Here is a 12,918-nt window from a genome sequence, read left to right as displayed (position 1 = left end):
CTCCGGCCTCAGTGAATCGCATCATAAATGGCTGACTGAATTTTCAGCCATTTTTTGTTGTCTGCGCTGGGCCGGGCCTGAGCGCGCAGCCGGGCCTGCTCCGTATCGTGCTGCTGGCGCGTCACAACAGCCGGAACGGTGCAAAACGTTTGCAAATAGGTTTTATGCATCGCGGTCAGCGGCGCGCCGCTCGACATGTCATGACTTAACGTTGTGATAAATCGTCGGCAGGGTTTGACCTCATCCATCAGCGCGGGATAACGCAACAACAGTTGCAGCACCTCGGTATGTCCTGCCGCAAACGCCTGTTCCGTCCACGCGAGCTGCCAGTTCATTCCGCCCTGGAGGAACAGCGCCGTCACCCGCGTATCATTGCGATCTATCGCCGCCCGCATGGTAAACGCATCCCAGGTAATCCCCATATGATTGAGCGTTTCCCGCGCGGAAGGTGCCTCGCGCGGCGGTTCATCCTGCACCATTGCGGGCGCTTGCCCGTTATCGGAGCCTGGCGACAGCGAACTAAATAGCCAGAACGCGCCCGCCAGTATTGCCAGCGTCATGACGCCGACCCCGCCCCACAAAGCGCCGGAAATAAGTTGCTCACGCTCTTCAGGCGTACGCGGAGGCCGCTTACGCGGTGGTTCTATGCTCTCGCTAATCTCATGCTTATCTCCCCCGGCCTGCCGATCTTTAAGCCGCGCGGTTTCCCAGAACTGGCGCAATTCACGTTCATCCGCCAGCAGAAACGAAGCGGGATTCACACGGGTACGTTTTTCGTCATAGGCGCGCTGGATGGGCCGAACGATTTGCTGATACTGAACGTTTAGCAGCATAAGCCGCGCTGAGGTGAGCGGCTGCCTGGCGATAACCTCGTTTCGCGCGAGGCGGCAATCATCCAGAAACATACGCAGAGTGGTGCGCGACTCGGCGAACAGCGTTAACGCTGAGGCGTCATTAAAAATTCTGACGTAATGACGGGCAAACAATTTTTTATCGACCACCATAAGCGCCAGTTCGCTGAACAACATGCCCTCCAGCGCATGTTGATCTTCTCCCTGTTTTAACCACTGGCGCAAACGGTCCGGGCCGAAATGTTGCTTGAGGTAGTGATTCAGCGACGCCCGATCCGGCCATGCGCGCGCAATAAGCGCTTTTAACGTCAGTTCTATCGCCCGAAGCTGACGCTGCGCCTCAAGATGCGCCTCCTGGTCGGGGTCTTGCAGCTCAGTTTGATACATCAGTAGCGGCTGCTGCTGACGTAGATGTTCCAGCGAGGAGACAAAACGCAACGCGGCAAGGAGTTGATTTTCGCTCACCTCTTGCCCGCTGTCATACTGGGGAACATGCTGCTGAAGGTGACGCAGTTGCAGCATAAACTGGCTCAACTGCGCGTCATTTATCCGCAATTTTTTCGCCACCGCGCCCCAACCGCCCAGGTTAAGACGCGCCTGCTCAAGTTGTTCCATGAACCACCGGGGCTCTTTTCCCTCTGTGGTATGAATACCCAGCAGCAGCAGGATTTCTATTGATGCCTGGCGGATAATCCCCAGGCTATGTTCAAAAGGCGCACGTGTCGCCTGCGAAGCGCTATTCGTCATTATCTTCCCTAAAAAGACGATCCCGCGACGAGATCTTCGTTTTCTTTTAATTATGTTTTTTCATAGATATAACAAATTAAGCCACATTTCAGTGACTTAATCTTAATGATTGCAAATTTATAAGAAGATCGGTTACTAACCAAAAACATCAGTTTTTCATTCTGTCAACGCGACGTGACGCTGAACGGCATAGACCTTTTCCCTGCCTGCGTTTGGCCGTCTGACCGCTAGCCACGCGTGCAGCACACTTTATAATCGCGCTTTTTATGAGAAAGACGCCATGCCGCACATTTCATCTCGCTTTAGCTCCGCCTGCATCGCGTTTATTAAACAGTGGCAGGGTCTGTCGCTGGAAAAGTATCGCGATCGGCAGGGTAACTGGGTGATTGGTTACGGGCATATGTTGACGCCGGATGAGGCGCTGACGTTCATTACGCCCGACCAGGCGGAGGCATTCTTGCTGGATGACCTCAATAGCTGCGATATACTGCTACAGAATTGTTTGCCGGAACTTAATGATCGGTTTCAACGCGAAACGCTTATTGCGCTGATGTTCAGCATCGGACATCAGCGTTTTTTATCATTAATCAATACGGGTGATATTTCACAGCCAGAAATAAGCGGGCTGCGAATGTAACGTCGTTAATTCGATTCATTTAACATCATGGCGGCCTGGGTACGATTTTTTACATCCAGCCGCCGGTAAAGCGACTCCAGATGCGCTTTAACCGTCCCGGTACTAATATTTAACGCTCGCCCAATTTGTTTATTTGATTCTCCTGCGGCAAGCATCTGTAAAATTTCCCGCTGGCGGGCGCTTAACGCTTTTATATCACGGGACCCCAGCTCCGTTGAATTTAACCAATCCCCCGGTAAAAACATCATCCCACGAGCGACAGTATTGAGCGCAAGGACAAAGGTTTCGGCATCAGAATCGCGTGGCACCACGGCCTGAACGTTAAATTGCATCACTTCATGCAGCCACTTTTGACTGCCATCCATCGCCGTGATAATAATCTTCACCTCCGGAAATTGCTGCGCGGTTCTTTGTAACACCTCGCGGCAAAATTCAGCATCCAGGCCGCCATCCAGCATGACCAGCGCATCCGGCGCGCTTTCTATTTTTTGCCAGAGTTCTTCTGCCTGACCGACACTCTGGATACTTATTCCTGGAATGTGCTGCTGCAAACTGATTTTCATTCCATGAATAAATATTGACTGCCTGTCAAACATGATTACCTGCATTACTTTTCTCCACCTGGGTAAGATAATAGTCTCAAGATGAGGAAGGGTATTACCCGTAGGGTAAAATAAGAAGTCGCTATTTGGTATAGGCCATTTTACCGATAGTCATTGGTTGAGGAAGAGAAAGGTTATGAATATTTACAGCTTCAACATCGGGATTACAGAATTCGCTAACATTAGCGTTTTAAAGTAAGGAATATCTTATTAGCGCAAACGAACAGGGTTAATTTGAATATTAATTTAATGAAGAGTACGCCTGCCGCGTCACAAAGGAAATATCTGCTTTTCACCTGATGTGTTACAAAAAATAAAGTAGCACATTTTGTTAAAAAATAGCTAATCCGCCTGAAAAACGCGACGATGGGTCAATGATAATACCGTGATGCACATGCATTTCTCTCTCCCACTACACCCGCTGTTATCAGCGTGTTTTACCGCTCTCGTCCCGTTTATCGGCTTTTTGGCGCTAAAATGCCTGGCCGGAAGGCGATAAATCCGCCGCGCAACGTGATCAGACGTATTCGTCACGCGAGCAATGATTGCGAAAGGGCTTATTAGGTGCTAGAAAATCAATAAAACCAGCCGCTTCAGCGTCACTGTTTCAATAAAAACCATAATAGAGCCTGATGATGGATAAAATATATGCAATGAAATTGTTTGTACGCGTGGCGGAACGGGAAAGTTTTTCCCGCGCAGCAGAGGATATCGGCCTTCCCAAAGGCAGCGTCTCACGGCAAATACAAGCGTTAGAACATCAACTGGGCATCCGCCTGCTCCACCGCACCACCCGGCGGGTACAGCTTACTCAGGACGGAATGGTTTACTACGAACGGGCAAAAGATCTGTTGAGTAACCTGGATGAACTGGAAGGTCTTTTCCAGCCTGACCCCGCCAGTATCAGCGGCAAAATACGGGTAGATATACCGCCAGGCCTCGCAAACAGCCTTATCATGCCGCGCCTGCCCACTTTTTTGCATCAGTATCCCGGCATTGCGCTGGAACTTTGTAGTAGCGATCGACAGGTCGATTTACTACGGGAAGATTTCGACTGCGTGGTGCGCACAGAGCCGCTACATGCGCCAGGGATACTGACGCGCCCGCTTGGCAAACTGAGAAGGGTGAACTGCGCCAGCCCACAATACCTGGCGCGCTTTGGGTATCCAGAAAACCTTGACGATCTCGCCTCACATGCGGTGGTGCATTATTCATTGACCCCGGGAGTCTCTTCACCGGGTTTTGCCTTTGAAACTCCCCACGGTATGCAGTGGGTAAAAACCGGCGGAATGCTAACGGTAAACAGCACGGAGACCTGGCATACGGCCTGTCTGGCAGGATTAGGGATCATTCAGACGCCGCGCATTGCTGTACGGGAGGCGTTACGCGCCGGAACGCTCATTGAAATTTTACCGCAATATCGCGCTGCTCCACTGTCGGTGACGCTGCATTATCCTCATCGCCGTAATCTTTCCCGCCGGGTACACCTGTTTATGGTATGGCTGACGGAAACCATTAAAGAGGCCGCAGAGTAGTCGCATTTTCAGCATCCACCGGGGAGAAGCTATACTGACATATTCTATTAATGATGAAGGACTACCGACCTGATGACGCAGGAAAATGATGTAAAACGCCCTATTCAGGAACTGGAGCACGACCCGATACAAAAAATAGAAACGCAGCCGCATGACGCCCTGGAAAAAAACGAAAAGGCAAATCAGGCGTTGCATTCCGTCACCACCCTGATGCAAAAAATTCAGCGTCAACCGATGGTGGCCCACCTCATTCGCGCGACCGAACGTTTTAACGATCGACTGGGTAATCAGTTTGGCGCGGCTATCACCTACTTTTCGTTTCTGTCGATGATCCCGATAATGATGGTGTCCTTTGCCGCGGTAGGTTTTATCCTCGCCTCGCACCCTAATCTACTGGAAGATATTTTCAGCAAGATATTGATGAATGTGAGCGATCCTACGCTGGCATCCACGCTTAAAAACACGATTAATACGGCGGTTCAACAGCGTACCACGGTAGGGCTGGTCGGACTGGGTATCGCGCTCTATTCCGGCGTTAACTGGATGGGCAACCTGCGGGAAGCGATTCGCGCCCAGTCACGGGACGTCTGGGAGCGCAAGCCGCAGGATCAGGAGAAAATCTGGCTCAAATATCTGCGCGATTTTATCTCGCTGATTGGATTATTAATCGCTTTAATCATTACGCTGTCCATTACTTCCATCGCCGGTTCCGCCCAGCAGATGATCATCTCCGCCTTGTATCTCGACAGCATTGAATGGTTAAAACCGGCCTGGCATTTGATCGGTCTGGCCATCTCTATTTTTGCCAACTATCTGCTTTTCTTCTGGATTTTCTGGCGACTGCCTCGCCATCGTCCCCGTAAAAAAGCGTTGATTCGCGGGACATTTATCGCCGCTATCGGTTTTGAGGTGATTAAAATCATTATGACCTATACGCTGCCGTCACTGGTGAAATCGCCTTCCGGCGCGGCGTTTGGCTCCGTACTCGGTCTGATGGCATTCTTCTACTTTTTTGCTCGCCTGACGTTATTCTGCGCGGCCTGGATAGCCACCGCCGAATACAAGGACGACCCGCGAATGCCGGGTAAAACGCAACGCTAGTCTGCGGCTTGCTGCCGGATGGCACGCACGGCGTCGTCATTCGGCCTACTGGCGTGTGGTCCCAGGCCGGGCAAGCAAAGCGCACTCAGCGGTACGATCAGGCACGTCCTTCCGCCTCATCTCATTGTTTCAGCATATAAATCCAGTAATTAACTTTTATTTAACCTGAAACCAGTTTTATCCACCAATTCTAAAATTATGTGAAGCATTTCATAGACGCAAAATGGCTGGCTTAAACATTATCCCCTTTTTGCGCTTTTTTTGACCATCTTTGGCTTTTGTTACACATTGAAATATAACTTTTGCTGTGCGTAATATGGCTATTCGTTCGCTAAAAATAAGAAAATAGTATGCAAGCAACCGCCACAACACTCGACCATGAGCAGGAACATGTTCCGGTAAACTCACGCAATAAAGTCGTTATTGCCTCGCTTATCGGCACCGCAATTGAGTTCTTCGACTTCTATATTTACGCCACCGCAGCGGTGATCGTGTTCCCCCTTATCTTCTTCCCCCAGGGCGATCCCACTGCGGCAACGCTACAATCGCTCGCCACCTTCGCTATCGCCTTTGTGGCGCGTCCGATTGGCTCTGCGCTATTCGGCCACTTCGGCGACCGGGTAGGCCGCAAAGTCACGCTGGTGGCTTCGCTGCTGACGATGGGGATCTCCACGGTCATTATCGGTCTGTTACCGGGCTACGCGACGATAGGTATTTTCGCGCCGCTGCTGCTGGCGCTGGCGCGTTTCGGTCAGGGACTGGGGCTGGGCGGCGAATGGGGCGGCGCGGCGTTATTAGCGACGGAGAATGCGCCGCCGCGCAAACGCGCGCTGTATGGCTCCTTCCCGCAGTTGGGCGCGCCGATCGGCTTCTTTTTTGCCAATGGCACCTTCCTGTTGCTCTCCTGGCTGCTGACCGACGAGCAGTTTATGAGCTGGGGCTGGCGCGTGCCGTTTATCTTCTCGGCGGTGCTGGTGATTATCGGCCTGTATGTGCGCGTGTCGCTGCATGAAACGCCGGTGTTTGCGAAAGTCGCCGCAGCGAAAAAGCAGGTAAAAATACCGCTGGGCACGTTGCTGACGAAGCATGTCCGCGTAACCATTCTCGGCACGTTTATCATGCTGGCGACCTACACGCTGTTCTATATCATGACCGTCTATTCCATGACTTACAGCACTGCCGCCGCGCCGGTGGGGCTTGGCTTGCCGCGCAATGAAATACTGTGGATGCTGATGATGGCGGTGATTGGTTTCGGCGTGATGGTGCCCGTCGCCGGCCTGCTGGCGGACGCATTTGGCCGTCGGAAAAGCATGGTCATCATTACCACGCTCATCATTCTCTTCGCGTTGTTCGCCTTTACCCCGCTGCTGGGTTCAGGCAATCCAGCGCGGGTATTCGTGTTCCTGTTGTTAGGCCTGAGCCTGATGGGGCTGACCTTCGGCCCAATGGGAGCGCTGCTGCCGGAGCTATTTCCGACGGAAGTGCGCTATACCGGCGCATCGTTTTCCTACAATGTGTCATCGATTCTGGGCGCTTCCGTCGCGCCGTATATTGCCGCATGGCTGCAAAGCCACTACGGGCTGGCGGCGGTAGGGGTTTACCTGGCGTCAATGGCGGCGCTGACGCTGATTGCACTGCTGTTAACCCATGAGACGCGTCATCAGGCGTTGTAATAGGGCGCCGGATGGCGTCATCCGGCGCTACGTTTCACGTTACTGTTTCATCTGCGATAAAATCGTCCGGCACTGATTGGCTTCGCCTTCAGAGGGCGAAATGAGCGCCAATAGCGCGGCGGCGGGCGTTACCAAGGTCGCCAGCGCTGCCGCAACCGCGCCGCGCGCAATCAGCGGGCCGGGCTTGACGCCCGCCTGCGGATTTTTAAATGTCCCACGCACGTACAGCGGCGATCGCAGCGTAATAATACGAATCCCTTTACTTTCCGGATCAATGGTTAAATCGAGCTGTTCAGAGGCGAAGCTCGCCGTACCGGTCACGTTAATCAGCGCATTTTCTGTATCAAAAGCAAAAATTTGCGGTCGCGCCACGCCGTTCGCAATATTGAGATTCGCCGCCGCGCAGTTAACCCGCACTTCGTCATCGCCAAAAATCTGCCCGACAATATAGTTGCCGACGTTCAGCCCCACGATTTCCATCAGGTTGCGGCTAATCAATCCATCATTCATCAATAATTTGAGATTGCCGTTACTGTTGCCAAGCAGCGCGGCGACCGAGTTGCCCGTCCCGCGAATATCCGCATCGCCGTTCAGCTCGCCCAGCGTTTTCTGCATCAGTTCCACATCCGGCATCAGTTCTTTAAGCTTCAGCCGACGCGCCTGTATATCCGCCCGCCCCTGCATTGGTTTTTTATCCCCTTCCAGATGGATGTTGGAGACAATACTGCCGCCTGCCAGACCAAACTTCAGCGGCTGTAGACGTAAGTCGGCGTTTTTCAGGATGATATGGGTCGAAAGATCGCTAATCGGTAGACTGCCGCCATGCTCAATACGTCGGCCTTTAAACCGGACATCGGCGTCCATAACGTCCCATTTGTCGGTTTCAAAGCGATCGTAAGGCAACACTTTATCCGCCGGCTGAACATTCTTCTCGCCTTTGCGCTGTTCAGACCGTTTCGACTGCTCAGCGTCTTTCCCGGAATCCACGCCAATCAGCGGCCCAAGATCGGCCAGTCGTAACTGGCGCGATTCGACATCGCCTTCCAGTTTAGGGCGCGGTTTACCGGTGGTATAAGTGAGGGAGCCGTGGATATCACTGTCGCCAATGCGCCCATTAAAACCGCGATAATCAAATACCGATGACTTTTCGGCGTCAATTTTCGCCACCAATCGCCCATCGGTCTCAAACGGCGGCGTATCCGGCAGCAGCACGCCGGTTAAATCATATAAATCACCCAGTGAATCGCCAGAGAATTTAAGCCGCAGATCGACGCCGCCCATTTTCATCGGCTCGTTCACCACGCCGCTAAAAGCCACCCGCGTATTGCCAGAGCGGAAATCGGCCTGCACAGGAAAAGGCGTACTTTCGCTGCGTAGCGCCAGCATACCGCCTATTTTGCCCGTACCGGTCAACGGTTCCCCGTTATAACGCCCCTGCGCCTTCAGGCCGAAGACATAGTCGCCCACGCTGGATTTGTCTGCTTTGCCTTTCGTTCCCGTCACTTCGCTGAACGGCAACGGTTTGCCTAACGGATCGATCAGAATAGTGATATCCGCTTTGCTGACCTTATCATCGATCGCGATTCGCCCCTGGTCGAAGAGAATATTATCCAGCCGGAAGGACCAGGCGGAAGGTTTAGCATTGGGGTCCGTATTCTTGTCTTGCGCGAGGTTAAAGGTCCAGTTATTGGTTTTCTCGGACAGACGAATAAGACGCGCGTCGGGTTTCACCAGTTTGATCCACGGCAGCCAGACGGTTTTGGTCAGGAGCGCCAGCGGGGCAAGCGTCGCCTCAACGCGTGGCAGATGCACCATCGTGACTTCCGGAATATCCGGCGGATTGCCGAGAATGACGTCTTCCGCGTGAACATGCGGCCACGGTACCCAGCTTCGCCAGCCGGTCTCCTGTTTTTGGCGTTCCCACACCACGCCTAAATCGCCGCGAATAGCGAAAGGCCGGTTCAATTCGGTAGAGACTTTCTGGTTGATGGTCGGTTTGAGGCGGTTCCAGTCAAATGTTGCGATCAACAAAATCACTATGACGATCAACAACAAGAAAGTCCCTGTGATGGCGGCGGTTATTTTGCCTGCTTTAGTCATGTGTTATTTCCTCACTTCTTCCCTTGCCTGTCCTAAAGATAGTTCAGCCAGACGAAAAAGGAGGATGACCGCGCCTCGTAATACCACGTATTACGGGAACAGTCTGGCGTTACAGGGTCAGAATCACCTCTTCGAGCGATATCAGCGGCACGGGTCGAGAAAGAAAATAGCCCTGGGCGGCAAAGGCGGGCGAACGCTGCACATCACGCCACTCTTCCAGCGTCTCCACGCCCTCGACAATAACGCCGCGGCAGTAGCGGTTCATCAGTTGCAGCAGCAGAGTGAACAGGTTGCGCCCCTCCGCGGACTGACGCAGCATGACGAACAGCTCGCGCGCCACTTTAATGTAGTCATAACGCACTTCGCTCAGCGCTGAAAAATTGGCCATGCCGGTACCAAAATCATCCAGCCACAGCGGGCCGAACTCACACATCGAGGCGAAAGAGGAGTCTTTCGGCAAACGAATATGTTCCACCAGTTCGAAACGCAGCCAGGGTAAGCGCTCCATCGCGGCCAGAATGTCCGGCTGTCGTCGCATGGCAATCAGCGTAGGGCCATCGACATTGACCGATGCCAATAAGTGATGGCGAGTGAAAAAATCCGCTTTTTGTTCAAGCTGATGAAGTTGTTCTTTCACTACGTCAATGCGGTGTCGAACCGCTAACTCCGCGAAATAACGATCCGGGGCAATACGTCTGGAAGGGTTATCAGGATGGGTGACGACAGTGAGAAGTTCAACCGCCATCAGACGGCCATCCGTCTGGTATATCGGCTGGTAAGTATAGGCACGCTCGCATTGCAGCCAATAGCGCCGTTCCTGCAAATTCTCTATACCTGCATCAGGAACGCGTAGCTGCTGGATAACCTGCTTTATCATCTCAGTTGTCCTGTTAATGGGAGTGTGACTGTCCGGACTTGTCAAAGGTTATCGGCGTTCAGGCAGAGAACTTTACCCTCGGTCCCTGGCAAAATAAAAACAGGCCACGAAACTTGTCAAAAATACGCACTTGCTCAAAAAAATAATGGACCGATGTTTTAATATTATTGACCACTAAACATCCACAGCGCACACTAACGCTAATTTTTACAGATCAGGTTCACGACTATGTCTAAAAAGATTGCCGTGATTGGCGAATGCATGATTGAGCTGTCGCAGAAAGGCGCTGATGTTCAGCGCGGCTTCGGCGGCGACACGCTGAATACCTCCGTTTATATTGCCCGTCAGGTCGATTCTGCCGCTCTGGCCGTTCACTATGTGACGGCGCTGGGTACCGACAGTTTCAGCCAACAGATGCTGGAGGCGTGGCAGCATGAAAATGTGGATACCTCGCTAACGCAGCGGATGGAAAATCGCCTGCCAGGCCTCTATTACATCGAAACCGATGACACTGGCGAGCGTACCTTCTACTACTGGCGTAACGAAGCGGCAGCGAAATTCTGGCTGGAGAGCGAGCAGTCAGCGGCTATCTGCGAGACGCTGGCGACCTTCGATTATCTCTACCTGAGCGGCATTAGCCTCGCGATTTTAAGCCCAACCAGCCGTGATAAGCTGCTGTCTTTATTGCGTGAATGCCGGGCCAACGGCGGGAAAGTCATTTTTGATAATAACTATCGCCCACGTTTATGGACAAGTCGCGAAGAAACGCAGCAGGTCTATCAAAAGATGCTGGAATGTACTGATATCGCCTTCCTGACACTGGACGATGAAGACGCGCTATGGGGTCAGCAACCGGTGGAAGAGGTCATTGCCCGCACCCATGCGGCAGGCGTACAGGAAGTGGTGGTAAAACGCGGGGCGGACTCTTGCCTGGTCTCGATTCAGGGCGAGGCGCTCATTGACGTTCCGGCAGTAAAACTGCCGAAAGAGAAAGTGATAGACACCACTGCCGCAGGCGACTCCTTCAGCGCCGGTTATCTGGCCGTTCGTTTGACGGGCGGCAGCGCGCCGGATGCCGCGAAGCGCGGACACCTGACGGCCAGCACGGTGATTCAGTACCGTGGGGCCATTATTCCGCACGACGCGATGCCGCAGTAAGTCATTCGCTCTTGCCCGGTGGCGCTGCGCTTACCGGGCCGACAGGCGGCAGCTTACTGTGCCGCCGGTGTCTCCGTCACTTCCGGATGCGCCTCATCTGCTTCAACAGCGGCGGCAGTTGCCGGGACCATGATGTCATCCCACGTCGCCTTTAACGCCTTCATATTAAATTCCGGCTCGCCTTGCGGTTGCAGCAAAATTAATGCCATCTCCTGCGATAGCTGCTGACGTAGATTCTGATTGAGCATATCGACGGTCAGGCTGTTGAGGAAATTCTGACGCAGCTTCTGATACTGCTCCGGCGCGATATCCACCACCTGATTCTGCAGCGAGCGCATACGCTGTCCAGTCAAAATGTCAGTATCGGTACGCGCGTAGGTCGCGAACAGCTTTTGCAATTCGAGATTTTTCTGCGCCACCAGCGCAGTAAACTCCTCTTCCGACAGACCTTTATCGCGTACTTTCGCCAGTTCATTCGCCACCAGGCTCAAATTGGTGTTGAGCTTATCATTAGGTGATTCAATGTTGATGGCGCACTGCGCGCGCAGAAACAGAACCCGGCAGTCAAACCCCAGACCAATATCTTTCGCGTTATTTTTAGTAAGCTCTTGCTGGATATGCCAGAACAGCGCTTCGCGCGCCAGATCCGCCTGCCAGTAGCGCAACAGCGCTGCCGACTCGCGAATCGGTTGCCACGGCGTATCCCACATAATGGAGAGACGATCCTGGCGCACCGCATCGGTCATAATGCTCACTGATTCCGCCCGCAGCGGCGAAAGCGTCGGCACCGGGGCGGGCGCTTCGCGTTTACCTTTCAGCGTACCGAACGTTTTATTGATCTGCTCGGCGACGGAGCGCGCATCAATGTTGCCGACAACAATCAGCGTCATGGCATCCGGGGTGTACCATTTTTCATAGAAAGCCTGAATTTTGGCTGCGTCTACCGGCTGCTTTAACGGTTCCGCGGGATCGTGCCCCAATAACGCCGATCCTTTCAGCCGATAACGCCACCAGCCCTCTTTAGTATCTGCTGGCCACGTCGCAACCATATCTTCGCTGCTTAACGCATGATTCACCGTCTCTGGCGTAATGGTTAATTTACCGGAGACGTTAGCCAGATAGGTCAGCGCTTCTTTCAGCAGATCGTTACGGTTATTGGGTAAACTGAGGTTATAGAGCGTGGAATCATAAGAAACAATAACGGGCGGCATGGGACGTTTCGGATCAAACCCTTGCTGCCATAAAGAACGTGCCTGTGCGGCATCCAGACCACCGCTTTGCGTCAGCGCGATACGGGGAATCGCATGGCTGAACCCGCTCTGTTGCGTACTTTCGGTGAGCGAACCGGTATTAACCTGTAGACGAACTTCAATACGATCGCTGGGGCGCTGAGGCGTAGCCAACACTTGCCACTGTAACCCATTAGCCAGCGTCCCCTGTTGCCATGCCGGATCGGGCTGGAGCGCATCTGCCTGCACATAGCCGGCAGAGGCCAACATCAACAGACTGCCCGCTAAGAGTCGAATTTTTGTGCCCTGCATGTGAACCCCTGATCAACAATCCTGGTAATAAAAAGACAGCCCCGGCAGGGATGCCTGAATATGACGTAAAAACACTTCGTGTTAGACCGCGAGAAC

The 12,918-nt window shown here is 53.1% G+C and carries 10 protein-coding genes; 5 read left to right on the top strand and 5 right to left on the bottom strand.

The window, feature by feature from the left end:
* Positions 1-8: 8 nt before the first annotated feature.
* On the bottom strand, positions 9-1,598 hold the full coding sequence (locus tag ACLD4K_RS06785) for an STY4199 family HEPN domain-containing protein (protein WP_411011586.1): 1,590 nt from the start codon (positions 1,596-1,598) through the stop codon (positions 9-11).
* A 280-nt stretch (positions 1,599-1,878) separates the two neighbouring features.
* Between ACLD4K_RS06785 and ACLD4K_RS06780 the strand changes: the two genes are divergently transcribed.
* Positions 1,879-2,235, top strand: coding sequence for a glycoside hydrolase family protein (locus ACLD4K_RS06780; protein WP_127175149.1), 357 nt, complete (start codon positions 1,879-1,881; stop codon positions 2,233-2,235).
* Positions 2,236-2,240: 5 nt separating this feature from the next.
* Here the strand turns inward: ACLD4K_RS06780 and ACLD4K_RS06775 are convergent, their stop codons facing one another.
* The gene (locus ACLD4K_RS06775) at positions 2,241-2,843 is read right to left on the bottom strand and encodes a helix-turn-helix transcriptional regulator (protein WP_127175148.1); all 603 of its coding nucleotides are present in this window, start codon (positions 2,841-2,843) and stop codon (positions 2,241-2,243) included.
* 629 nt (positions 2,844-3,472) lie between these two features.
* On the opposite strand from ACLD4K_RS06775, the gene ACLD4K_RS06770 reads away from it, so the two are divergent.
* The 3 genes from ACLD4K_RS06770 to ACLD4K_RS06760 all read left to right on the top strand — a co-directional run bounded on the left by ACLD4K_RS06770 (position 3,473) and on the right by ACLD4K_RS06760 (position 7,146).
* Complete coding sequence (locus ACLD4K_RS06770) at positions 3,473-4,372, top strand: LysR family transcriptional regulator (protein ID WP_164726677.1); 900 nt, start codon at positions 3,473-3,475, stop codon at positions 4,370-4,372.
* Positions 4,373-4,444: 72 nt separating this feature from the next.
* The gene (gene yhjD / locus ACLD4K_RS06765; protein WP_411011585.1) at positions 4,445-5,473 is read left to right on the top strand and encodes an inner membrane protein YhjD; all 1,029 of its coding nucleotides are present in this window, start codon (positions 4,445-4,447) and stop codon (positions 5,471-5,473) included.
* A 350-nt stretch (positions 5,474-5,823) separates the two neighbouring features.
* Entirely contained in the window at positions 5,824-7,146 is a 1,323-nt protein-coding gene (locus tag ACLD4K_RS06760) for an MFS transporter (RefSeq protein WP_127175146.1), read from the top strand.
* 39 nt (positions 7,147-7,185) lie between these two features.
* Here the strand turns inward: ACLD4K_RS06760 and ACLD4K_RS06755 are convergent, their stop codons facing one another.
* Positions 7,186-9,246, bottom strand: coding sequence for an AsmA family protein (locus ACLD4K_RS06755; protein ID WP_411011584.1), 2,061 nt, complete (start codon positions 9,244-9,246; stop codon positions 7,186-7,188).
* Positions 9,247-9,355: 109 nt separating this feature from the next.
* Positions 9,356-10,123, bottom strand: coding sequence for a cyclic-guanylate-specific phosphodiesterase (pdeH, locus tag ACLD4K_RS06750; protein ID WP_000595624.1), 768 nt, complete (start codon positions 10,121-10,123; stop codon positions 9,356-9,358).
* Positions 10,124-10,351: 228 nt separating this feature from the next.
* On the opposite strand from pdeH, the gene ACLD4K_RS06745 reads away from it, so the two are divergent.
* Positions 10,352-11,281, top strand: coding sequence for a sugar kinase (locus ACLD4K_RS06745; protein WP_183059698.1), 930 nt, complete (start codon positions 10,352-10,354; stop codon positions 11,279-11,281).
* A gap of 53 nt (positions 11,282-11,334) precedes the next feature.
* On the opposite strand, the gene ACLD4K_RS06740 is transcribed toward ACLD4K_RS06745, so the two are convergent.
* On the bottom strand, positions 11,335-12,822 hold the full coding sequence (locus ACLD4K_RS06740) for a M16 family metallopeptidase (RefSeq protein WP_411011583.1): 1,488 nt from the start codon (positions 12,820-12,822) through the stop codon (positions 11,335-11,337).
* Positions 12,823-12,918: the final 96 nt, after the last annotated feature.

It is taken from the genome of Salmonella sp. 741265055_HSA (assembly GCF_046569525.1).
Lineage (GTDB): Bacteria > Pseudomonadota > Gammaproteobacteria > Enterobacterales > Enterobacteriaceae > Salmonella > Salmonella enterica.
Note: the sequence above shows the minus strand (reverse complement) of the source record. Positions and strands in the feature narration are given on the sequence as shown.